This window comes from Pseudomonas sp. H1_A03 (genome assembly GCF_054685145.1).
Genome location: NZ_CP162829.1, coordinates 2,870,482 through 2,893,387 on the forward strand (window position 1 = coordinate 2,870,482; position 22,906 = coordinate 2,893,387).

At 60.8% G+C, this 22,906-nt stretch carries 22 protein-coding genes and 2 pseudogenes; 18 read left to right on the forward strand and 6 right to left on the reverse strand.

Annotated features, from left to right (window positions below):
• Positions 1 to 61: 61 nt before the first annotated feature.
• Complete coding sequence (gene fucP / locus AB4O35_RS13225; RefSeq protein ID WP_065910468.1) at positions 62 to 1,393, forward strand: L-fucose:H+ symporter permease; 1,332 nt, start codon at positions 62 to 64, stop codon at positions 1,391 to 1,393.
• The gene (locus tag AB4O35_RS13230; RefSeq protein ID WP_065946170.1) at positions 1,390 to 2,463 is read left to right on the forward strand and encodes an aldose 1-epimerase family protein; all 1,074 of its coding nucleotides are present in this window, start codon (positions 1,390 to 1,392) and stop codon (positions 2,461 to 2,463) included. The genes fucP and AB4O35_RS13230 overlap by 4 nt, the downstream gene beginning before the upstream one ends.
• Positions 2,464 to 2,483: 20 nt before the next feature.
• On the opposite strand, the gene deoR is transcribed toward AB4O35_RS13230, so the two are convergent.
• On the reverse strand, positions 2,484 to 3,248 hold the full coding sequence (gene deoR, locus AB4O35_RS13235; protein WP_371905599.1) for a DNA-binding transcriptional repressor DeoR: 765 nt from the start codon (positions 3,246 to 3,248) through the stop codon (positions 2,484 to 2,486).
• A 121-nt stretch (positions 3,249 to 3,369) separates the two neighbouring features.
• On the opposite strand from deoR, the gene deoC reads away from it, so the two are divergent.
• On the forward strand, positions 3,370 to 4,053 hold the full coding sequence (gene deoC / locus AB4O35_RS13240; RefSeq protein ID WP_065946169.1) for a deoxyribose-phosphate aldolase: 684 nt from the start codon (positions 3,370 to 3,372) through the stop codon (positions 4,051 to 4,053).
• Positions 4,054 to 4,130: 77 nt separating this feature from the next.
• Here deoC and AB4O35_RS13245 read toward each other — a convergent pair whose 3' ends face one another.
• Positions 4,131 to 5,357: an MFS transporter gene (locus tag AB4O35_RS13245; protein ID WP_049709493.1), complete on the reverse strand. Its 1,227-nt coding sequence runs from the start codon at positions 5,355 to 5,357 to the stop codon at positions 4,131 to 4,133.
• A 280-nt stretch (positions 5,358 to 5,637) separates the two neighbouring features.
• Between AB4O35_RS13245 and AB4O35_RS13250 the strand changes: the two genes are divergently transcribed.
• Positions 5,638 to 5,892: a hypothetical protein gene (locus AB4O35_RS13250; protein WP_065874776.1), complete on the forward strand. Its 255-nt coding sequence runs from the start codon at positions 5,638 to 5,640 to the stop codon at positions 5,890 to 5,892.
• Between the two features lie 55 nt (positions 5,893 to 5,947).
• Here the strand turns inward: AB4O35_RS13250 and AB4O35_RS13255 are convergent, their stop codons facing one another.
• The gene (locus AB4O35_RS13255; protein ID WP_065874777.1) at positions 5,948 to 6,886 is read right to left on the reverse strand and encodes a LysR family transcriptional regulator; all 939 of its coding nucleotides are present in this window, start codon (positions 6,884 to 6,886) and stop codon (positions 5,948 to 5,950) included.
• A 158-nt stretch (positions 6,887 to 7,044) separates the two neighbouring features.
• Between AB4O35_RS13255 and AB4O35_RS13260 the strand changes: the two genes are divergently transcribed.
• The 6 genes and pseudogenes from AB4O35_RS13260 to AB4O35_RS13285 form a co-directional block, all read left to right on the forward strand.
• Complete coding sequence (locus AB4O35_RS13260; protein ID WP_065874778.1) at positions 7,045 to 8,364, forward strand: MFS transporter; 1,320 nt, start codon at positions 7,045 to 7,047, stop codon at positions 8,362 to 8,364.
• Positions 8,365 to 8,377: 13 nt separating this feature from the next.
• Positions 8,378 to 9,607: a Zn-dependent hydrolase gene (locus AB4O35_RS13265; RefSeq protein WP_065882109.1), complete on the forward strand. Its 1,230-nt coding sequence runs from the start codon at positions 8,378 to 8,380 to the stop codon at positions 9,605 to 9,607.
• A gap of 79 nt (positions 9,608 to 9,686) precedes the next feature.
• A complete protein-coding gene (locus AB4O35_RS13270) occupies positions 9,687 to 10,712 on the forward strand; it encodes a histone deacetylase family protein (RefSeq protein WP_065946168.1) in 1,026 nt (341 codons plus the stop codon).
• A gap of 207 nt (positions 10,713 to 10,919) precedes the next feature.
• A pseudogene (locus AB4O35_RS13275) lies at positions 10,920 to 11,687 on the forward strand (MCP four helix bundle domain-containing protein); the annotation flags it as partial.
• A gap of 48 nt (positions 11,688 to 11,735) precedes the next feature.
• Entirely contained in the window at positions 11,736 to 12,545 is an 810-nt protein-coding gene (locus AB4O35_RS13280) for a methyl-accepting chemotaxis protein (protein ID WP_371905661.1), read from the forward strand.
• Between the two features lie 94 nt (positions 12,546 to 12,639).
• Positions 12,640 to 12,759 (forward strand): annotated as a pseudogene (locus AB4O35_RS13285) (LysR family transcriptional regulator); the annotation flags it as partial.
• Here AB4O35_RS13285 and AB4O35_RS13290 read toward each other — a convergent pair.
• Both AB4O35_RS13290 and tcuC read right to left on the reverse strand, forming a co-directional pair.
• Positions 12,751 to 13,509, reverse strand: coding sequence for a substrate-binding domain-containing protein (locus AB4O35_RS13290; RefSeq protein WP_065882113.1), 759 nt, complete (start codon positions 13,507 to 13,509; stop codon positions 12,751 to 12,753). The pseudogene AB4O35_RS13285 and the gene AB4O35_RS13290 sit on opposite strands and share 9 nt — an antisense overlap.
• Positions 13,506 to 14,813 (reverse strand): MFS transporter, encoded by a 1,308-nt coding sequence (tcuC, locus tag AB4O35_RS13295; RefSeq protein ID WP_065874783.1) that lies wholly within the window; start codon positions 14,811 to 14,813, stop codon positions 13,506 to 13,508. The genes AB4O35_RS13290 and tcuC overlap by 4 nt, the downstream gene beginning before the upstream one ends.
• A gap of 234 nt (positions 14,814 to 15,047) precedes the next feature.
• On the opposite strand from tcuC, the gene AB4O35_RS13300 reads away from it, so the two are divergent.
• The 6 genes from AB4O35_RS13300 (at position 15,048) to AB4O35_RS13325 (ending at position 21,268) form a co-directional block, all read left to right on the forward strand.
• The gene (locus AB4O35_RS13300; protein ID WP_065874784.1) at positions 15,048 to 15,770 is read left to right on the forward strand and encodes a GntR family transcriptional regulator; all 723 of its coding nucleotides are present in this window, start codon (positions 15,048 to 15,050) and stop codon (positions 15,768 to 15,770) included.
• Positions 15,767 to 16,555: an SDR family oxidoreductase gene (locus AB4O35_RS13305; RefSeq protein WP_065874785.1), complete on the forward strand. Its 789-nt coding sequence runs from the start codon at positions 15,767 to 15,769 to the stop codon at positions 16,553 to 16,555. Before AB4O35_RS13300 ends, AB4O35_RS13305 begins: the two co-directional genes overlap by 4 nt.
• Positions 16,556 to 16,622: 67 nt before the next feature.
• Entirely contained in the window at positions 16,623 to 17,555 is a 933-nt protein-coding gene (locus AB4O35_RS13310; protein WP_065946167.1) for a beta-keto acid cleavage family enzyme, read from the forward strand.
• Positions 17,556 to 17,618: 63 nt separating this feature from the next.
• A complete protein-coding gene (locus tag AB4O35_RS13315) occupies positions 17,619 to 18,497 on the forward strand; it encodes an SMP-30/gluconolactonase/LRE family protein (protein WP_065946166.1) in 879 nt (292 codons plus the stop codon).
• Between the two features lie 73 nt (positions 18,498 to 18,570).
• Positions 18,571 to 19,893 (forward strand): MFS transporter, encoded by a 1,323-nt coding sequence (locus AB4O35_RS13320; RefSeq protein WP_065882120.1) that lies wholly within the window; start codon positions 18,571 to 18,573, stop codon positions 19,891 to 19,893.
• Positions 19,894 to 19,948: 55 nt separating this feature from the next.
• The gene (locus tag AB4O35_RS13325; protein WP_175403048.1) at positions 19,949 to 21,268 is read left to right on the forward strand and encodes an MFS transporter; all 1,320 of its coding nucleotides are present in this window, start codon (positions 19,949 to 19,951) and stop codon (positions 21,266 to 21,268) included.
• Here AB4O35_RS13325 and AB4O35_RS13330 read toward each other — a convergent pair.
• A complete protein-coding gene (locus tag AB4O35_RS13330) occupies positions 21,246 to 21,425 on the reverse strand; it encodes a hypothetical protein (protein WP_049709480.1) in 180 nt (59 codons plus the stop codon). The two genes, AB4O35_RS13325 and AB4O35_RS13330, sit on opposite strands and share 23 nt — an antisense overlap.
• A gap of 129 nt (positions 21,426 to 21,554) precedes the next feature.
• Here AB4O35_RS13330 and AB4O35_RS13335 point away from each other — a divergent pair, with 129 nt between their 5' ends.
• Both AB4O35_RS13335 and AB4O35_RS13340 read left to right on the forward strand, forming a co-directional pair.
• Positions 21,555 to 22,478, forward strand: a complete 924-nt coding sequence (locus tag AB4O35_RS13335) for a LysR substrate-binding domain-containing protein (RefSeq protein WP_065874789.1) — start codon at positions 21,555 to 21,557, stop codon at positions 22,476 to 22,478.
• Between the two features lie 49 nt (positions 22,479 to 22,527).
• Positions 22,528 to 22,890, forward strand: a complete 363-nt coding sequence (locus AB4O35_RS13340; protein WP_065874790.1) for a 5-carboxymethyl-2-hydroxymuconate Delta-isomerase — start codon at positions 22,528 to 22,530, stop codon at positions 22,888 to 22,890.
• The last annotated feature ends 16 nt before the right edge of the window (positions 22,891 to 22,906 follow it).

Consider the following 22,906-nt stretch of genomic DNA (forward strand, 5'->3'; position numbering starts at 1 on the left):
TATCACCGATGTCGGCCATCCCTGTATGGCTGACGCGCCGTATACCCCACGGAGAATAACAATGACAAAAGTCCCGCTCCAACAAACTGCCGATGGTTTTTACCTGAATCGCACGCCCTGGTTCGCGTTTTTGCTGCTGTGCAGTATTTTCGCCCTGTGGGCGGCGGCGGCCAGCATGAATGACGTGCTGATCGCGCATTTCAAGAAGGCCTTTTTGCTCAGCGATTTCCAAACCGCGTTTGTGCAGTCGGCGTTTTACCTGGGCTATTTTTTCGTCGCGATTCCGGCGGCCTTGGTGGTCCGTCGCTTCGGCTATAAAAGCACGATACTCGTGGGTTTGATGCTCTACATGGCAGGCTGCGCGCTGTTCTTTCCTGCGGCATCCAGCGCCACCTACGGCATGTTCCTGATGGCGCTGTTTGTGATCGCGTGCGGGCTTTCGTTTCTCGAAACCGCCTGCAACACCTACTCGACCTTGATGGGCCCGCGGGAGACCGGCACCCGCCGCCTGAACATCTCGCAGACCTTCCACCCGTTCGGCGCCATGGCCGGCGTGTATGTCGGCAGCTTCGTGATGTTCAAGGACACCGACGCCACCCACGAACAACTGACCCAAATGAGCGCCTCTGAGGCGGCTATCCAACAGTTGGAAATGATCCAGTCGACCCTGCTGCCGTACAAATGGATGATCGCGGTGCTGGTGCTGATGTTCATCCTCATTGCCATCACCCGCTTCCCCGCGTGCCGGGGCAACGTCAAGGCTGAGGTGAAAAAGCCCAGCCTTGGCCAGAGCCTGGCGCGCCTGTCGCGTAATCCGCGCTTTACCTTCGGCGTGCTGGCGCAGTTTCTGTATGTGGGTGCCCAGGTCGGTGTTTGGAGCTTCACCATTCGCCTGGCGATGCAGATGGGCGGGATGAACGAGCGCAGCGCGTCATGGTTCCTGCTGACGACCTTTGCCGCTTATTTCGTCGGCAAGATGATCGCCAATCTGTTGATGCGCAAGCTGCACCCTGCCAAGGTCCTGGCCATCTACGGCGTGCTGACCATTGCCTTGCTCGCCTACACCATCCTGGTACCGAATATCAGCGCGGTGTACGCAGCGGTCGCGGTGAGCATTTTCCTCGGGCCGTGCTGGCCGACCATTTATGGCCTGACGATTGAAGGGCTGGGCGAAGACACCAGTGTCGGCGGTTCTCTGCTGGTGATGAGCATCGTCGGCGGCGGGGTGATTCCAGTGTTCCAAGGCCTGCTGTCAGATGCCACTCACGGCAATATGCAGCTGGCGTACAGCGTGCCCCTGCTGTGTTTTGTGGTGATTGTGGCCTACGCCTATTCCTGCATGCGCCACAGCCGCGCCGCGCAGCCTGGGGCTGGCGCTGTGGTGGCCTCATGAAAACCTTCACGCTGGCCTTGTCTCCCGAGCAGTTCAGCGGCGTCGAAAAGACCCTGCTGCAATCGGACGATTTTCGCGTGCTGGCCTGGACCTACCCCAGTGGGGTCAAGGCGCTGGCGTTGGAAAATGCCCGCGGCCGCGTGGTGGCCTTGCCTTACCAGGGGCAGATGATCTGGTCCGCGACCTTCGACGGTTGCGAGCTGACGATGCGCAACATGTTTCGCCAGCCCAAGCCCAGTTCGACGGTGATCGGCACCTACGGCTGTTTTATGTTCCACGCCGGGCTGCTGCGCAACGGTTGCCCGGCGCCGGCCGACGACCATCCGCTGCACGGCGAAATGCCCTGCGCGCCGATGGACGCCGCCTGGCTGGAAGTGGGGGAAGACGCCGCTGGCCCGTACCTGCGCCTGGGGGGGGACTACGAGTATGTGCAGGGGTTTGGCGACCACTATCGGGCCACACCCACGCTGACCCTGCGTGTCGGCTCGGGGGTATTTGATATCGGCATGGCGGTCACCAACCTTGCGGGCAAGGCCATGGAGCTGATGTATATGGCCCACATGAACTACGCCTACATTCCCGGCGCCAGCCTGGTCGAGCCCTTGGCCGGCGCTCGGGTCCGGGCTCGCAGCAGCGTGCCGGCCCACGTCAAGCCAACCCCCGAGTGGTCGGCCTACATGGCTGAATTCAGCCAGGATCCTTCGCGCTTGAGCAGCCTGGACAGCCCCGCGCTGCATGATCCGGAAATAGTCTGTTTCTTCGAAGAGGTGCCCGCCGATACTGCAGGCCATGCGCATTTTCTACTGGACCATCCCGAAGGTTCGGCGTTTTACACCCGCTATCGGCCCGATCAGTTTTCCCATGCCACCCGCTGGATCCTGCATAACGCCGACCAAGGTGTCGCCGCATTCGTCTTGCCTTCTACCTGCGAACCCGAGGGCTACCTGGCGGAAAAAGCCAAAGGCAATGTGCGCTCGTTGGCCGGCGGGCAACGTGCACTGTTCAGCGTGAGCACCGGTTATTTGTCGGCCGAAGAGCGTTGCCGCCTACGGGATGAGTTGGGCGGCTGATGAGGCGTGGCGAGGGAGGTTCACACCACCCATTGCGCGCCGTATTGCGTGATCAGCTCACGGTAAGGTTTGGGCAGCTTCTTATCGGAGACCACCACGTTGAATTGTTCCAGGGTGGCAAAATGCGCGGTGCGCACGACGTCGAACTTGCTGTGGTCGGCCAGCAGCATGCGGTGCTGGGCCTGGCGCAAGACCTTCTGTTTGACCGCCACTTCATTGAAGTTGAAGCAGGTCACGCCGAAGGTTTCGCTGACGCCTGCGGCCGAGATGAATGCCCAGGTCAAGCGCACGTTGTCGAGGATGCTGCTCTCGTCGGCATGGTCGAACACCTGGTTCTTGCGATGGAAGGTGCCGCCACACAGGACGATCGTGCAGTTGGGTTTTTGCTGCAGTTTGAGCAACACGTTGAGCGAGTTGCAGACCGCGGTGAACTCCAGTTCATCGGGGATGAAATCAATCACAAAAGGCACCGTGGTACCGCAGTCGAAGAAGACCGTGTCGCCGCGCTTGATAACCGCGGCCGCGAGCTTGCCGATGCGGCGTTTCTCTTCCACATGCCGAGTGCCTTGCTCCGTGACTTTGTAGTCGGGCGCACCTTCTGGGTCGAATGCGAGCGTGATATGCCCGCCAAGTAGATGGAACTTGTCCGGGTAGCGGTTGAGATCCCGGCGCAGGGTCATTTCCGAGACTTCCAGCAACGCGGCCATCTCCCGCAGATGGATCGCCTTTTGGTCCTGCAGGGCTTGCTGGATCAGTTTGATGCGTTCTGATTGTTTGCTTTCCACAGGTATTCCGATCGGCCAGTTATGTTGTAATTACATCATTTATTGGTATTATATTAACATTTGTTGGGCGCGCTTTCTAATACGTTACGTCCATCGTGCTCCTTCATCAGGAACGGATTTCATGACCTCAATCACACCCGCAGCACTTGCACAATTTATCGATCACACCTTACTGGCGCCCGACGCGACGCGGGAGCAAATCGCAGAGTTATGCAAAGAAGCGCAGGAATATGGGTTCTATTCCGTGTGCGTGAACTCGGGCCAGGTGCCTTTTGCCGCTCAATTGCTTGCAGGGCAGAAGGTCAAAGTCTGCGCAGTGATCGGGTTCCCACTGGGCGCGGGGCTGAGCGAGAGTAAAGCCTTCGAAGCCCAACAGGCAATCGCCGTGGGCGCGGGAGAGATCGACATGGTGCTCAATATCGGCGCCCTGCGCGAAGGGCGGCTGGATGCAGTGCGCGACGATATCGCCGCAGTGCATCAAGCCTGTGGTGGGGTACCGCTGAAAGTGATTCTCGAAACCTGCCTGTTGGACGAGGCGCAAAAGATCCGGGCCTGCGAAATCTGCCGTGAACTGGGCGTGGCTTTCGTCAAGACTTCGACGGGCTTCAGCCGCAGTGGTGCCACCGCGGAAGACATCGCCCTGATGCGCCGCGTCGTCGGCCCGCAGATGGGGGTCAAGGCGTCGGGTGGGGTGCGCGACTATGCGACTGCAGTGGGCATGATCGAAGCCGGCGCCACCCGCCTGGGCACAAGCTCGGGGGTGAGCATTGTCAGTGGCAAGCTCGAGGATGCGGCGGGTTACTGAATTCGCGTTGTACCCGACCATTGAAAAAGCCTGCTGAACTCAAGGCTCAGCAGGCTTTTTAATGGGTACTGGTCTGGTCAGGCAGGTTGAGCCGCCAAGCTGTTACTCACATTACGCCCCAGCACCAACACGGTGACAAACCCACAGCCCACCAACGCCGTAGCCAGGCTCAACAATACCGAGCTGCCCATCTGATCGACGATCCGCCCGCCAAAGAACGAGCCCAACGCAATGATCACCTGGAACAAGGCGACGAACAGTGGCATGCCGCGTTCCACATCCTTGGGCGCGACCACAAACATCCAGATACTGGCGCAGGCCGGGAAGGCGCCAAAGGCGAAACCCCAGAGCGCAATGAGCATGGCTGCGCCGGTCAAACCGGTGGCGAAGTGGGGGAACAGAGCGGTGCTGGTGCCGATCATCAGCGCGACCAGCAGCAGGGTGTAGCGCACGCTGCGGTTGGCGGCGAAGCCGGCGAAAATGTTACCCGCTACCCCGGCCACGCCAAACATCAGCAGCAACGAGCCAATCGTCGGGCCATCGAAGCCGGAGCTGTTTTTGAAGAACGGTGCGACATAGGTATACGCGGCAAAGTGCGCCAGGCCGATCAGCAATACGGCGATCAGTCCGACCCGCGCCCGTGGGTTGATAAACAACGCCGGCAGGTCACTGACGTGAATGGCTTTTTCCGGGTTGAGCCGGGGCAGCAGGAAGACCTGCGCGAGGACTACCGGTATGCCCAACAGCGCGGTGACCAGGAAGGTCATGCGCCAGCCCATCAGGCCGCTGAGCCAGGTCCCTACGGGCACGCCCAGTACGGTGGCCAGGGTCACTCCCATCATGATGATCGATGTGGCCTTCGCTACGCCCACGCCCTTGGGGGCCAGGCGGCCGCTGAGGGCAATGGCCGTCGCCCAGAAACCACCGATGCTGATACCCAGCAAGACGCGGCCGAACAGCAGCAGGCTGAAGTCACTGGCGAAGGCCACGACTGAGTTGGCGATAATCATGACCAGCGTCAGGCCGATCAGCAGATAGCGCCGGTCCATGGTGCCAATGATCACCGACAGCAGGGGGGCGGCGAGGGCGGCCATGATGCCAGGCAAGGTGACCATCAGGCCTGCGTGGCCGGCGGTGATGCCGAGGTCGCTGGCGACGTCGTTGAGCACGCCCACGGGCAGAAACTCACTGGTGACCAAGGCGAACGCGCCCACGGCAACCGAGAGAATGGCCAACCACTGCTGTTTGACACTTTGTTGATTATGTTCGGGAAGGCCGCGAGGAGCCTGGCTGGCACTTGGCATGGTTGGGTTCCAGGATGAGCGTCGCCTGAAGCCAGGCGAGGGGGAGGGAATTTGGAGGCGATTATAGGAAACAGTGTTGAAAATCGGGCAGGCGCTCGTTTCGATAGTAATCATCAGTGCAATCGATGCGACGCTCTAGCACGCACTACATGTTCAATGCACCTTTCGTACAGGCTTTCAAAACGCTGCCTACGAGCAGCGCATTGCGGTACACCTGGCACCTTATTACTTTGTGGTAGCGCTCGACATTGGGCGCCTCCAACCGCAAAGGAACTGCATCATGAGCAAAAATACCAAAGAAACCTCCGGCAAGATCGCGACGTTGGCGGCGGAAACGCTCAACAGCCAAAGCGCCTCACCCATTGCCAAAAGCCTCGCCGCTTCAGCTTTAGCCCAGAAAGGCACCGACAAGCAGACGAGTGCAGAGATGGAGCAGAAAGCTGGAAAGGTGCTGGGCAGCGATAAATACAGCGAAGGTACCAAGGCGCTTGCCGCCTCGGTTCTGTCTCAAGCCAATAAGGAGCGCGGAAGCTAAGTCACCTCCGCTGGGTAGCAAAGGCCTTGTAGTCGAACCGACTACAAGGCCTGCGTCATCGCCCAAGCCGTTCTGACAGGCTCTCGATAAACACCGTTTCCGCCCGACTCATCTTCTGTTCCCGATTCCACAGCAAATGAATATCCACGTCCGCGATCCCCTCATCCGGCGGCAGCCGCCACAGCAGCCCGTTCTTCACATCCTCCGCCACCACATGAATCGGCAAACAGCCCAAGCCAAACCCGGCAATCACCAACCGACGCACTTCTTCAAGGCTTGAGGAGGACGCCACGATCCGTCCGCTAAACCCTTGTTGATCACGGAAAATCGTCAACGGCGACAGCATCCCGCCAATCTGGTCGCTGGTAAAACTCACGAAGTTCTCCGACTGCAAATCCCCCTCCGCCAAACCGGTGCGCCCGAAAAGCGGGTGGTGCCGGCCGCAGAAAAATGCATAGCGCTGGCGCAGGAACAGATGCTGCTCCAGGCGTGGCTGCGGCCGACGGTTGAGGCTCAAACCCAGGGTTGCAGTTTTTTCCAGAAGTGCGGCGACGATGTCCGAGCTGCGCATCACCTCGACCTCCAGGTCTACCCGAGGGTGTTCGCGGTGAAAGCCCGCGAGAAATTCATCGAAGGTGTCCGAGTTGATCCGGCTGATCATCAGCAAACGCACCTTGCCGATCACTTCATCGCCGGGTTTTTGCAGGGCGTTGCTCATCTGCGACACCTGGCCGTACATCTCGCCGGCAATGGCGAAGATCTGTTCACCGGCCTCGGTCAACACAAAACGTGGACCACGGCGAACGATGAGTTGGCAGTCGAGTTGTTCTTCCAGGCGCTTGAGGGCTTGGCTGATCGCCGGCTGGGTCAGGTGCAGGCGTGCGGCGGCGCGGCTGATGCTCAGCTCCTGGCCGATCACGCGAAAAGTGCGCAGCAGGTTCCAGTCCAGGCGGTCGTTGAGCAGGGGGTGAATGTCGCGGCGGGTTTCGGACATGGTGCGGCTCAATAATAAGCAGGATTTATAATTTGAATAATAAATAGAAAATTGACTAATCATAGCCTCGAGACGAAAACTCACGCTCAACAAGCGCCATCAGAGCGCATGTGTTCGACCTTTCTCCTGCCAAAAAAATAACCAAAGGAGCCAGCCCCATGAAGCCTTCCGCTTCGCCTCAGCCTCGCCGTGCTGCGGCCGCCGCTTTTATCGGCACCATGATCGAGTGGTACGACTTTTACATCTACGCCACTGCCGCCGCGCTGGTGTTCGGCCAATTGTTTTTCCCCTCCGAAGACAAACTGTTCAGCACCATGGCCGCCTTCGGCACCTTCGCCGTGGGCTTCTTTGCACGGCCATTGGGCGGCATTGTGTTTGGCCATATCGGCGACCGGATCGGGCGCAAGAAGTCCCTCGTCATCACGTTGGTGATGATGGGCGTGGTCACCGTATGTATCGGCCTGTTGCCTACTTACGCCCAGATCGGCGCCGCTGCACCGGTGATGCTGGTTCTGCTGCGCGTTGTGCAAGGTATTGCCGTCGGCGGTGAGTGGGGCGGGGCGGTGTTGATGGCGGGCGAGCATGCGCCGAAAGGTCGGCGTAACTTCTTTGCTTCCTTCGCGCAGTTGGGCAGCCCGGCGGGATTGATCCTGTCGTTGCTGGCGTTCAGCGCGGTCACCCGTTTGCCGGAAGAAGACTTGCTCAGTTGGGGCTGGCGCGTGCCGTTTCTCGCCAGCGCGTTGCTGCTGGTTGTCGGCCTGGCGATTCGCCTGGGCGTGAATGAGTCGCCTGAATTCCTCGAAGACAAAGCCTTGGCCGAAAAAGCGCGAGCCATCAAGAAAGACCAGGCGCCTGTCGTTGAAGTGCTGCGAACCGCCTGGCGCCCGCTGCTGCTGTGCATCGGCGCCAACACCCTGGGCATTGCCGGGGTGTATTTCACCAACACCTTCATGATTGCCTACAGCACTCAGCAACTGGGCCTGCCGCGCTCGCTGATTCTGGAGTGCCTGTTCTTCGTTGCCATCATTCAGTTCTGCGTCCAGCCCCTGGCCGCCTGGGTGGCGGAGAAGGTTGGCGCTACGCGCTTCCTGTGCGCGATGAGCGTATTGGCAATGGCTTCGCCCTACCCGATGTTCGTACTGGTGAGCAGCGGTCAGGCACCGTTGATCATCCTCGGCATCGCCCTGGCGGTGGTGTGCATGGCTTCGTTTTATGCGGTGATCGCAGGCTTTGTCAGCGGCCTGTTTGAAACCCGCGTGCGCTACACCGCGATCTCCCTGGCATACCAGGTGTGCGGTGCGCTGGCCGGTGGGCTCACCCCGTTGATTGGCACTTGGCTGGCCCATCAATACCAAGGCCAATGGTGGCCCATGGCTGTGTTTTATAGCCTGATCGCGGCGGTGTCGCTGGTGTGTGTACTGGCGTTGTCGCGCCGCCATGCCACCGCTCACCGTCATGAAATGGCTCATAGCGTTTGAGGGAGAATGTGTCATGTTGAAGATTAATGGCGAGCGTCTGTGGGCCAGCCTGATGGCCATGGCCGAGATCGGCGCCACAGCCCGCGGCGGCAGTTGCAGATTGGCCTTGAGTGCCGAAGACAAAGCCGGTCGTGAGTTGTTCAGCCACTGGTGCACAGCCGCCGGGTTGACCCTGAGCGTGGATGCCATCGGCAATCTGTTCGCCCGTCGTGCCGGTACGGATAAGGAGGCGGCACCGGTCATGATGGGAAGCCACCTCGACACCCAGCCGGAAGGCGGGCGCTTTGATGGCGTCTATGGTGTATTGGCGGGCCTGGAGGTGATCCGCAGCCTTGATGATCACGCTATCCAGACGCGCAAACCGTTGGAAATCGCCGTGTGGACCAACGAAGAGGGCGCCCGTTTTACGCCGGCCATGCTCGGCTCGGCGGTGTTCACCGGCACCCTGGCGCTGGATAAGGCGCGGGCCACCGCAGACGTTGATGGTATCAGCGTGGCCGAGGCCCTGCGTGCCACCGGCTACAGCGGTTCACGCCCATTGGGTGGCGCGGTGGATGCGTATTTCGAGGCGCATATCGAGCAGGGCCCGATCCTTGAAGACAACGCCAAGAGCATCGGCGTGGTCACCGGTGGCCAGGCGATTCGCTGGCTGGATGTGCGGGTCGAAGGCATGGCCGCCCATGCCGGCACTACACCGATGCCGCTGCGTAAAGATGCGTTGTACGGCGCTGCGCAAATGATCCAGGCGTTGGAGCAACTGGCGGCCGATTTCGCCCCGGAAGGCCTGACCACCGTGGGCGAATTGAGCCTCACTAAATCGTCACGCAATACCATCCCTGGCCTGCTGAATTTCACCGTCGACCTGCGCCATCACCGCGACAGCGAGATAGACGCCATGGAGCAACAGGTGCGCCAACAGTTGCAGGCCATTGCCGCGCAACGCGGCCTGACCGTCACCGTGAGCCCCCACTGGATCAGCCCGGCCACGCCTTTCGATGCCGAGTGCGTCGCCTGCGTACAAACCTCGGTGGACGCCTTGGGCTACAGCCAGCAACGTATCGTCAGCGGCGCCGGACATGATGCCATCCACCTGGCACGCTATTGCCCGACCGCGATGATCTTCATCCCGTGTATCGGCGGCCTCAGCCATAACGAAGCCGAAGATGTGCTGCCCGATGACGTGCGCCAGGGCACCGACGTATTGCTCAACGCCGTGTTGAAACGCGCCGGCCAAGCCAACTGATCACTCATATTTCAAGGCTGACCGGATTCACCTGTGGGCGCCAGCTCCCACAGGTTCCGTGTTCACCCAGGAGCATCTGATGCGTACATTTTTCCATCCTGAACAACTTCTGCACTCACCGCGCAGCTACTACTCCCGCGGCCAGATGCGCACGCCGCAGGAAGTCCCCGAGCGTGCCCGCAACCTGTTGCAGGCTGCGCAAACCTTGGGTTTCGACATCCAGCAGCCGCAGGATTACGGCCTCGATCCATTGCTGGCCGTGCACGGTGCTCCTTACCTGGCGTTCCTTCAGGAAGCCCACCAACGCTGGAAGGAAGTCCCCGAAGACTGGGGCGACGAAGTCATGTCCAACATCTTCGTACGCGAGCCCAACGCCTTGCGCGGCATCCTTGCCCAGGCTGCGCGCTACCTGGCGGATGGCAGTTGCCCCATCGGTGAACTCACCTGGCGTTCGGCCTACTGGTCGGCCCAGAGCGCCGTTGCAGCGGCCAAGGCTATTCTCGATGGTGCGCCTGCTGCCTACGCGTTATGCCGGCCACCGGGCCATCACGCGCGCTTCGATGCGGCGGGTGGTTTTTGCTACATCAACAATGCGGCAGTCGCTGCGCAAGCCCTGCGCCAAGGTTTCCAGCGTGTCGCCGTGCTCGACACCGACATGCATCACGGGCAGGGCATTCAGGAGATTTTCTACGAACGCGACGACGTGCTGTACGTCTCGATCCATGGCGATCCCACCAACTTCTACCCTGGCGTTGCTGGCTTCGCCGAAGAACGCGGCAGCGCACAGGGCGAAGGCTTCAACCTCAACCTGCCAATGCCTCACGGTGCCAGCGAGGCGGTGTTCTTCGAGAAACTGGAACGTGCGTTGGCGGCAGTGAAAGACTTCTCGGCAGATGTGCTGGTGCTGTCGCTGGGTTTTGATATCTACGAGCTGGACCCGCAGAGCAAAGTCGCGGTGACGCGCGAAGGGTTTGCGCGGTTGGGGGAGTGCATTCGAGGGCTGGGATTGCCGTGTGTAATTGTGCAGGAAGGCGGGTATCACTTGGAGACGCTGAACAGTAATGCGCGGGCATTTTTCAGCGAGCCAGAAGTGTGGGGGAAGTAATCAGGCAGGTGTTAACGGGTGTCTGACACCGAAAAAGCCTGCTGACCTCAAGGGTGGGCAGGCTTTTTAGTCACCCGTGCGTTCATCCTTTTCGAAAAGTGGCTGAAATATTCAGTAGTACTTTCGTGGACATCCCTAAAGTCCCGCCATTGCGAGCCGAAACTCTCTCATACGACATCGTATCCCTCAAAAGAGAGCTTCCCGAAAATGTCCCTTCGCAGCCTGTCCATCGCCCGCCGTGCGGGTCTGGGTTTTGTCCTGATTGCCTTGCTCGTGGCCCTGCTGGGTTTTTTTGCGCTGTCGAACATGGCAAGCATCCGTGCCAGTGCGGTGCAGGTTGAGAGCGGGCTGGTGCCCAAGATGCGGCTGGTGGCGGACATTCGCGAAATCATGCTGCGCATTCGTACGATCTCTTTGCGCATGGCGTTGGATCCGAATCCCGCAAGCCTTCCACAATACCGCAGCCAGATGGACACCCGCAGCCAGGACCTGGTCAAAAGGCTGGCTGACCTCGATGCGGTGATCGACACCCCAGAAGTACGCTCGCTTTATGACCAGTTCCAGGTTTCGCTGCGCCAGTACCAGCAAGGCCTGGCCCAATCTTTCGTCCTTGCCGACAAGCAGCAAGGCGCCGAACTCAACAAGCTGCTGCTGGTGGACATGAAAACGGTGATTGATGGCTCCGGTGCGCAGCTCAATGCCCTGGCCGACTACTACAACGCGCAGATCAACCAGCAGGGGCAGGTGGCCGAGGCGCAATACAGCCGTTCGCGCACGATGGTGTTCGGCTTCGTGCTCCTGGCGGCGTTGAGCACAGTGGCGCTGGCGTGGTTGCTGACGCGCAGTATTGTCGGCCCGCTGAGCCATGCGGTGCGCGCTGCAGAAAACGTGGCCCATGGCGACCTGACCCAAACGGTGGCTGTTACCGGTGACGACGAAGTGACCCGCCTGCTTGTAGCACTCAAGACCATGCAAGCCAACCTGCGCGGGACCTTACAACTGATCCGCCAGTCGGCGGGGCAGATGGCATCGTCCGCCACCGACCTGAATGGCATCACTGATCAAAGCAGCCGCAGCCTGCAAAAGCAGACCGCTGAAATAGAGCAAGCCGCCACCGCCGTCAACGAGATGACCTCGGCGGCGGATGAAGTAGCGCGCAATGCGGTTTCCACCTCAGAGTCCACCCGCCTCTCCAATGAAACGGCGCGCGAAGGCCAACACCGTGTCGGCGAAACCGTCAGCGCCATTCAGGCCCTGAGCACAAATATTGGTGAAACCTCGACGCTGGTGCAGACCCTCGCTGAACAATCGCGTGATATCGGCAAAGTGCTCGACGTGATCCGCTCCATTGCCGAACAGACCAACCTATTGGCCCTCAATGCCGCGATCGAGGCTGCGCGGGCCGGTGAGTCCGGACGTGGCTTTGCGGTCGTGGCGGACGAAGTGCGCGCACTGGCACACCGTACGCAGCAATCGACGCTGGAAATCGATCAGATGGTGACCGCGATGCGCACGGGGTCTGACCACGCGTTGACATCAATGCAGTCCAGTACCCAGCGCGCTACCGCTACCTTGACCTTGGCTGAAGGTGCGGGAGGCGCGTTGAGTCAGATCACCGACTCCATCGACCAGATTCACCAACGTAACCTAGTCATTGCCAGCGCCGCAGAAGAGCAGGCTCAGGTTGCCAAGGAAGTCGACCGCAACATCGTCAACATTCGCGACTTGTCTGCGCAGTCCTCATCCGGCGCCGGGCAGATCAATGGGGCGAGTCGCGAGCTGGCGCAGTTGGCGGTCTCGCTGAGCGAGGCGGTGGCGCGGTTCCAGCTATAGCGCGAGCAAGGTGATGACGGCAACGTGGTCCCGCCACCCATGGCGCCCATCGGTGCCCCTGCAACGTCGCGCCCACGCGCCCACGATGGTCGGGCTGGTATTGCCGCAGGTGATGCGTAATGTGGGCTTGGTAAAACGCCGCGGGCGGACATTGCCGCCAGCGGCGCTGGAGTTGGAGCGGTGGGTGCGGGAAATGCCGTTTCGGTCAGCGTGACACTGAGTCCAGTCCGGTCGATTGCACCACGGGTTGCGCCTGAGGCGATGACAAAAATTGCAGCAACGCCTTGGCCTGGGCCGGGTGTTCGGCGTTCACCGGGATGCCGGCGGCAAAACGCGTCACCGATTGCACATCTTCCGGGATCTTGCCGACGTACGTCACGCCCGGTACTGGCAACAATTCCGCGACCTGTTGCAAGCCTACTTCGTAGTCACCTTTGGCAACCTGCTCGGCTACCGGGATGCGTTCGATCATGGTGCCCTTGGCGGGCATGCCGAGTTTTTTGAACAGCTCTTTCTCGACATACACACCGCTGGCGCTGTCCGAATACGCCACGGACTTGGCTTTACTCAGCACGGCTTTCAGTTCGGCATCAGTACCGATTGCAGGCTTTGCTGCGCCTTCCTTCACCACCAGGCCGATGCGCGAGTCTGCCAGTTCTACGCGGGAGGCCTTGTCGACCTTGCCTTGCTTGATCAAATCATCCAGGGCATAGCCGACCATGATCACCACGTCGGCGTGTTCGCCGCGGGCCAAGCGGTTGGGAATGGCTTCCGGCGCTTTGCCCATCGATGGGCCAAGGAGGGTGTCGAGGGTGTCGCCGCTCTGCTCGGCGTATTGCGGGCCGAGCAATTTATAGGCGGCGGTGAAGCCGCCAGACGTCATCACCTTAAGCGCTTCGGCCTGGGCCGTCAGCGCCATTGTGCCGAGAGCCACCGCCGCCAAGGTGTTGAGCAGTGGCTTCATTGTGCAGCCTCTTGCATCACCTGCCCACGGGCGTTGGCATGGCGATACAGCGCCAGGGTCGAGCACAGCGCACACGCCGCAGCAAACATCATCCAGTAGGCGGGCGAGGCTTTATCACCAGTGATGTGAATGAACCACGTGGAGATCGCCGGGGTGAACCCACCAAAAATCGCCGTCGCCAGGCTATAGGCCAGGGAGAAACCCGCCACGCGCACTTCCACCGGCATGATTTCAGTGAGGGCCGGGATCATGGCGCCGTTGTACATGCCGTAGAGGAAGGAGAACCACAGCAGGGTTTCCAGCATGTGCGCGAAGCTGGGTGCGTTCACGACGTAGGACAATGCTGGATATGCCGTCAGAACGGTCAATACAGTCATGGCGATCAGCACCGGCTTGCGGCCGAAACGGTCGCTCAAGGTGCCGCCGATCGGCAGCCAGATAAAGTTCGACACCGCCACCAACAGGGTCACCAGCAGAGCGTCGGAGGTGCTCAGTTGCAGCACGGTCTTGCCGAACGTCGGCGCGTACACGGTGATCAGGTAGAACGCCGTCGTGGTCATGGCCACCATCAACATGCCACCGATCACCACGGTCCAGTTCTTCACCAGGGTCGCCAGTACTTCGCGCATGGTTGGACGGTGCTTGCGATTGGCGAACTCTTCAGTTTCCTGCAGGTTGCGACGCAGGATGAAGATGAACGGGATGATCACGCAGCCGATGGCGAACGGAATACGCCAGCCCCAATCGGCGACCACAGCGGGTTCCATCCACACGTTCAGGCCATAACCCAATGCGGCGGCGACCACGATGGAGATCTGTTGGCTGCCCGACTGCCAGCTGGTGTAGAACCCCTTGCGTCCTGGCGTTGCCATTTCGGACAGGTACACCGACACGCCGCCCAGTTCCGCACCGGCCGAGAAGCCTTGCAGCAAACGGCCCAGCAATACCAGCAAAGGTGCCCACAGGCCAATGGTGTGATAACCGGGCACCAACACGATCAGCAGCGTGCCGCTGGCCATGATCGACAGGGTCACGATCAGTCCTTTGCGGCGACCGACGTCATCGATGTAGGCGCCCAGGATGATTGCGCCCAACGGACGCATCAGGAAGCCTGCGCCGAATACGGCGAAGGTCATCATCAATGACGCAAACTCATTAGCGGCAGGGAAGAACGCGGCAGCAATGTAAGTGGCGTAGAAACCGAACAGAAAGAAGTCGAACTGTTCGAGGAAGTTACCCGAAGTAACGCGGAAAACCGCGCCAATTTTAGATTGGGCAGATTCGGGCCGGTTAGGGCTAGTCATGGTTTTGTGTCTCCAGCGTTCTTTTTAAAGTGCTTGATTCGCCTATGACCGAGAATAGTGGCTGACACATTTAGAAATGAAAAGTGACAAATTTGGATGGATTGATGTTTGTTGGCTATCAATCCGCAGCGCAGTCCAAATGTCGCGGCGCACCTATCAACGGGAAACTATTTGACATATTTGATTTGTGATCACATATTGATGCCATAAGAACGACAACACAGGTTTTGCCTCATGACAGATGGTCCGCTCCTCCTGCCCACCCTGCGCCAGGTATCCCGCGATACCTTGCAAGACCAGGTCTATCGCCAGATCCGCGAAGCGCTGATGAGTGGCCGTTTCCAGCCTGGCCAGAAACTCACCATCCGCGGCCTCGCCGAAGCCCTCGGTTCCAGCCCGATGCCGGTGCGCGAAGCCCTGCAACGCCTCAGCGCCGAAAACGCCTTTGAAGTCACCGAAACCTCCCGTTTGCGCGTCCGCCTGATGACGGTGGAACGTCTGCGTGAAATTCGTGATGCACGGGTCGCCCTTGAAGGTTTACTGGCCGAAAAGGCCGTGCTGCTCCTGCAAAAAGCCGACCTCGACGAAATCACCGACCTCTGCCAACAGATGCAGCACGCCGCCGACGAAGTCGATGTGTCCCGCTACCTGTGGACCAACTTCGCTTTTCACCGGCGTATCTATGCCGTGGCCCAGGCCGAGTTGACCATGGCCGCCGTGGAAAACTTCTGGCTGCACATGGGCCCGTGCTTTGCGTTGGTCGCCCCGGATAAAGCTCACCTGCAACGCTCGATGGAGGCGCACACGCGCATCGTTGAAGCTCTGGCTGCCCGGGATGGCGCCGGCGCGCGCGCGGCGGTGACCGATGACATCATGCAGGCCGCCGATTCCCTGGCGCGCCTGCTCGTCAAGAACGACCGTTCGCGGTCGTCTGTTTCAGGAGGTAAACGTGCATGAGTGTCCTACAACGGCTGCAGCCCTATCCTGGGTTACGTGTGTTGATTTCCGGCGGGGCTGCCGGCATTGGTGAAGTGCTGGCGGCGGCTTATCTCGAAGCCGGTGCCCAGGTGCATGTGTGTGATGTGAGCGAGCCCGCCCTGGCAGCGTTTCGCGACAAATACCCTGGCACGGTCGCCACCCGTGCCGACGTCAGCGATGCCGCGCAGATCGAGGCGGTGTTCAAGGTGCAGCACGAGCATTTCGGCGGCCTCGATGTGCTGGTCAACAACGCCGGGATCGCCGGGCCTACTGGCGGGATCGATGCGATCAGCGACGCCGAGTGGCAAGCCACCATCAACATCAACCTCACCGCGCAATACCGTTTTGCCCACCACGCGGTACCGATGCTCAAGGAATCGTCCCACGGCCATCTGCTGCATATCGCCTCGGTGGCAGGGCGCTTGGGCTACGCGTGGCGCACGCCGTATGCGGCGACTAAATGGGCCATCGTCGGCTTGATGAAATCCCTGGCCTCGGAGTTGGGCGAGAGTGACATCCGCGTCAACGCCTTGCTGCCCGGCATCGTCGAAGGCCCGCGCATGGACGGCGTGATCCGCGCCCGTGCCGAGCAGGTCGGCGTGCCCGAAGCCGAGATGCGTCAGGAATACCTCAACAAGATTTCCCTCAAGCGCATGGTCACCGCCGAAGACGTGGCCGCCATGGCGTTGTTTCTCTGTTCGCCCGCCGCGCGCAACGTGACCGGCCAGGCGATCAGCGTCGACGGTAACGTCGAATACCTGTAAGTCACGGAAGAACACCTCGCGCTGTACCCAGGATTTTTTTCATAAGAATAAAAGTCGGAGATTCGTCATGTCCAAAAAACGTCCTGTCATCATTACCTGCGCCGTCACCGGCGCGATTCATACGCCGTCGATGTCACCGCATTTGCCGATTACTGCGCAGGAAATTGCCGATGCCGCCATCGGCGCCGCTGAAGCCGGTGCTGCGATTGTTCATCTGCATGCCCGTGATCCCAACGACGGCCGCCCGAGCCAGGCCCCCGCACTGTTCGCCGAATTCCTGCCGCACATCAAGGCCGCCAGCGACGTGGTGATTAACATCACCACCGGTGGCGCTCCAACCATGGGCGTAGAAGAACGCCTGCAGCCGGTGATGCAGTTCAAGCCGGAACTGGCCTCGCTGAACATGGGCTCGATGAACTTCGGGCTGTACGAAATGCTCAACCGCTTTACCGAGTTCAAGCACGATTGGGAACGGCCCTACCTGGAAGAAAGTGACGACCGGATATTCCGCAATACCTTCCGCGACATCACCCACATCCTCAATTCGTGCGCCGAGAACCGCACGCGGTTTGAGATCGAGTGCTACGACATCGGTCACCTCTACACCGCTGCACACTTCCTGGAGCGCGGCCTGCTCAAGCCGCCGCTGTTTATCCAGTCGGTGTTCGGTCTGCGCGGTGGCATCGGTGGGCACCCGGAAGATTTGGCGCACATGCGGCGCACCGCCGACCGGCTGTTTGGTGACGACTACGTGTGGTCAATCCTCGGCGCCGGGCGTGGGCAAATTCCGTTGGCGACCATGGGCTTGTCCATGGGCAGCAATGCGCGGGTCGGCCTGGAAGATTCGCTGTGGGATGGCCCGGGAAAACTGGCGGCGTCGAATGCCGACCAGGTACGGCGCATTCGTACGGTGATCGAAGCCCTGGGGCATCGCGTCGCCACGCCGGACGAAGCGCGGGAAATCCTCGGGCTCAAAGGGCGTGACCAGGTCAACTTCTAAACACACAGGGCCGCGGCAAAGCGCGGCCTGTATCCCGCACAACAACAATAAGGGGATCACACCATGCGTATCGAAGTGCTTGTCGACGTCAAGACCACCCTGGGCGAAGGCCCGGTGTGGGACGTCGAGCAACAACGCTTGTATTGGATCGACAGCGCCGACGGCCGCATCCTGCGCTGCACCGATGACGGCCGCGAACTACGCGCCTGGGAGGTGGGCCAGAAGATTGGCTCCATGGCCCTGCGCCACAACGGTGAGAGTGCAATCGTCGCCCTGCAAAACGGTGTGCACACCCTCGACCTCAACAGCGGCGAGCTCAACCTGGTCATCGACCCGGAGCCGCAGCTGCCCAACAACCGCCTCAACGACGGCAAGGTCGACCGCCAGGGCCGCTTCATCTTCGGTTCGATGGACACGCTGGAAGACAGCGCCAGCGCCAAACTCTACCGCCTGGACGCCGACCTGAGCCTGCACACCCTGGACGAAGGCATCATCGTGTCCAACGGCCCTTGCTGGAGCCCGTCGGGTGAAACCTTCTACTTCTGTGATACGTGGTCCGGCGAGATCTGGGCCTACGACTGTGACCTCGCGACGGGCAACGTGAGCAACCGCCGCACCTTCGCAAAAGTCGACACCTCCGGCGGTGGCGCCGCTGACGGCTGCACCGTGGACGCCGAAGGGTGCCTGTGGCAAGCCCTGGTCTACGCCGGAAAGCTGGTGCGCTACACCCCCGATGGCCAGGTCGACCGCATCATCCAGATGCCAGTGAAGAAGGTCACCAGCCTGACCTTCGGCGGGCCGAATCTCGACACCCTGTTTGTGACCTCCATGGCCAAGCCGCCGCTGCCGCGTTTCCCGGCAGACGGCCAGCAGCGCGGCGCGCTGTTCGCCATTACTGGGTTGGGCGTGCAAGGAATAGCCGAGCGACGGTTCGCCAGCTAGCGCGTTTTTTCAATAAGGCATATTCCTTCGCAACCTTGTGTCAGTGCGCGCCTTCGCGCGCCTGGAGAGGCCCATGGCAACTATAAAAAAAGCGTCGCTGCGCAGCATTCACCGGCACTCCTGGGTGTCGCTGCTGGTCTGTTGGATGATCTGGATCCTCAACGCTTACGACCGTGAGATCGTGTTGCGCCTGGGGCCGACCATCTCCAAGCATTTCGACTTGTCCGCCGACCAGTGGGGCACCGTGGCCACGGTGGTCATGCTCGCGCTGGCACTGTTGGATATCCCCGGCTCCATGTGGAGCGACCGTTATGGCGGCGGCTGGAAACGTGCGCGCTTCCAAGTGCCGTTGGTGCTGGGTTACACCGCGATTTCGTTTCTGTCCGGCTTCAAAGCCTTGAGCGGCAACCTCGCGACCTTTATTGCCCTGCGTGTCGGCGTCAACCTCGGCGCCGGTTGGGGCGAGCCGGTGGGCGTGAGCAACACCGCTGAATGGTGGCCGGTAGAGCGTCGCGGGTTTGCCCTGGGCGCGCACCACACCGGCTATCCGATTGGCGCGATGCTCAGCGGCATTGTCGCGAGTTTTGTCATCACCGTGTTTGGTGAGGAGAACTGGCGCTATGTGTTCTTCTTTGCCTTCGTGGTGGCGCTGCCGCTGATGATCTTCTGGGCGCGTTATTCGACGGCAGAGCGCATCACCGCGCTGTACGTCGACATCGCCGCCAAAGGCATGACCCCGCCGGACAACGCCCCCGCCAGCCAAGTCAAAGGCGAGGCCTGGCGTACGTTTATCGCCACCTTGCGCAACCGCAATATCGCCCTGACCGCCGGTAATACGATGCTCACGCAAGTGGTGTACATGGGCGTGAACATTGTGCTGCCGGCCTACCTTTACAACATCGCCGGGCTGTCGCTGGCGGAGTCGGCGGGGATGAGCGTGGTGTTCACCCTCACCGGGATTCTCGGGCAATTGGTGTGGCCGTCGCTGTCGGACATCATCGGCCGGCGCACCACCCTGATCATCTGCGGGTTGTGGATGGCGGCAAGTGTCGGCGCGTTCTACTTCGCCAATACGCTGACCTTGATCATCGTGGTGCAACTGCTGTTCGGCCTGGTGGCGAATGCGGTGTGGCCGATCTACTACGCCGTGGCCTGCGACTCTGCCGAGCCGTCGGCGACCTCCACCGCCAACGGCATCATCACCACCGCGATGTTTATCGGTGGCGGCCTGGCGCCGGTGCTGATGGGCAGCCTGATTGCCATGGGCGGCGGCTGGACCACGCTGCATGGCTACACCGTGTGCTTCTTCGTAATGGCCGGCTGCGCCCTCGGCGGTGCGCTGCTGCAGCTGTTTTCCCATCGCCCGCCGGCGTTGGCTGTGCAACTCGACTCCTAGAACAACACCGATGCGCCCCCCAGCCCGGCTGGCGGGGCGCCAAGAGGAATTGCCGATGACTATCGCCACCCCCGCCCGCGAGCCGCAGGCGTTGAACAAACTGATGTTCGTCAAGCTGATGCCCTTGCTGATCATCGCCTACATTTTGAGCTTCCTGGACCGCACCAACATCGCCCTGGCCAAGCATCACCTGGATGTCGACCTGGGCATCTCTGCCGCTGCATACGGATTGGGCGCGGGGCTGTTTTTCCTGACCTATGCGCTGTCGGAAATCCCCAGCAACTTGATCATGCACAAGGTCGGCGCGCGGTTCTGGATTGCCCGGATCATGGTGACCTGGGGCCTGATCTCGGCGGCCATGGCCTTTGTGCAGGGCGAGACCTCGTTCTACGTGCTGCGCCTGTTGCTGGGCATTGCCGAAGCCGGTCTGTTTCCCGGTGTCATGCTCTACCTCACCTACTGGTTCAACCGTGAACAACGGGCGCGGGCCACCGGTTACTTCCTGCTCGGCGTGTGTTTTGCCAACATCATCGGCGGCCCGGTGGGCGCGGCGTTGATGCGCATGGACGGTCTGCTCGGCTGGCACGGCTGGCAGTGGATGTTCCTGCTCGAAGGTTTGCCGGCGGTGGCGTTTGCCTGGGTGGTCTGGCGCAAACTGCCGGACCGTCCGAGCAAGGCGCCGTGGCTGTCGGCCGAGGAAGCGCGCGGGATCGAACAGCGCATCGCCCTGGAAGCCGAAGAAGGCGCGGGCGAGGGCGGTCACTCGTTGAAAAACTGGCTGACCCCGCAAATCCTGCTGGCGATCTTTGTGTACTTTTGCCATCAGATCACCATCTATACGGTGATCTTTTTCCTGCCGAGCATCATCAGCAAATACGGCGGACTGAGCACCATGAGCGTCGGCCTGTTGACCTCATTGCCCTGGATCGCGGCGGCGCTCGGCGCGGTATTGATTCCGCGTTTTGCCACCACGCCGGGGCGTTGCCGTCGCTTGTTGGTCACGGGGTTGCTGACCATGGCGTTGGGCCTGGGTATTGCTTCGATATCGGGGCCGGTGTTCAGTTTGCTGGGCTTTTGCCTGTCGGCGGTGATGTTCTTTGTGGTGCAGTCGATCATCTTTTTGTACCCAGCCTCGCGCCTCAAGGGTGTGGCGCTGGCGGGCGGGCTGGGTTTCGTCAACGCCTGTGGGCTGTTGGGCGGGTTTGTCGGGCCGTCGGTGATGGGGGCGATCGAGATGAGCACCGGCAATGCGATGAACGGCTTGAAAGTGATTGCGGTCGTGTTGGTGATCGCGGCATTGGCAGCCTTGCGTTTACGTCAGGGCCAGGAGCAGGCGCCCGCGCCACAGGCAATCATGAAACCAGCAACGAAATAGGAAAGCCCGACGCCAGCACCACATACGCCACCATCGCCGCCAGGCACAGACCGACAAACACTCGCAACAGTGTGCGGGCGGTGGGGTTGGCAATCAGCTGGATGACCCAGATACAAAACCCGGCCAATACAATGGCCGAGGCGAGAATGACCAGCACGGTAGTGTTCCTGCGACCTTGGAGAGCTGTTTTATAGCCGCAAAGCGGCTGGATGAACAGTGTGCACATAGACGCAGGCCCCCGCGCTTTCTAAACTGCGGCTTGTCTTGGGGAAAGGGGCAGGCGCCGATGAATCGCAATGAATTACGCAAGGCCGACATCAACCTGATGGTGGTGTTCGAAGCGCTGATGCTCGAGCGCAATGTCACGCGGGTGGCGGAGAAGCTGTTTCTCGGCCAGCCGACCATCAGTTCGGCCCTCAACCGCTTGCGCACCTTGTTCAATGACCCGTTGTTCATTCGTGTCGGCCATCGCATGGAGCCCACCGCGCGCGCCGAGGAAATCATCCAGCACCTGTCGCCGGCCCTGGACTCATTGTCATCGGCCCTGAGCCTGACCCACGATTTCGACCCGTCCATCAGCACCATGACTTTTCGCATCGGCCTGTCCGACGATGTCGAGTTCGGCCTGCTGCCACCGTTGCTGCGCGCCTTGCGCCAGGAAGCGCCGCAAGTGGTGTTTGTGGTGCAGCATGTGGACTACTGGCGCATTCCGGACCTGCTGGCCTCCGGTGATATCACCGTCGGCATCACCCAGACCCGTGGCTTGCCGGCGAATGCCAAGCGCAAGCTGCTGCGCCATATCCGCCCGCGTTTGCTGCGCGCCGATGCCTCCGACACACCGCTGACCCTCGATGAATATTGCTCACGGCCCCACGTGTTGGTGTCCCACACCGCCAACGTGTCGGGGTTTGCCGATGAGTGGCTGGCGGAAATCGGCCGCAAACGCCACGTGGTGTTGTCGGTGCCGCAATACAGCGCGCTGCCGGCGTTGCTCGCCGGCACCGACCTGATCGCCAGCCTGCCGGACTACACCGCCGAGGCCATGGCGGTGTCGGGCCACCTGTTCTGTGAGCCGTTCCCATTCGAGACGCCGACCCTGGATTTGTCCATGGTCTGGCTCAGTCATGTGGACACTGACCCGGCTGAGCGCTGGGTGCGTTCACGGCTTGAGGCGTTCATGAGTGATCGAGGGTTGGCGACCCAGGCCTGACTCGCGTGGTATACCTGCGAAACTTCCTACAAAAAATTTGGAGCCCTTCATGCCACACCTGCACCTGGAATACACCGCCAACCTGACAGGCCTGGCCGTCGAGAAAGTCCTGTTGCGGCTCAACAACGTGCTGATGGTGTCCGGCCAGTTCGGTTCGGAGTTCGATATCAAGAGTCGTGCGCTCAAGGTCGAGAGTTTCCAGGTCGGCACCTCTCTCGACCCGCGCGGGTTTGTCGCGTTGAAGCTTTCGCTGCTCAGCGGGCGGTCACCACAGGTCAAGAAGCAGTTGTCGGAAAGCTTGCTGGCGGCGTTGCAGGACGCGGGCGACTGGCCGGCGGATATACAGGTTCAACTGAGTGTCCTGTTGGTGGACATGGACCGCGATTCCTACAGCAAAGCCGTCATCGGCTGACACCGCAACGATGCCA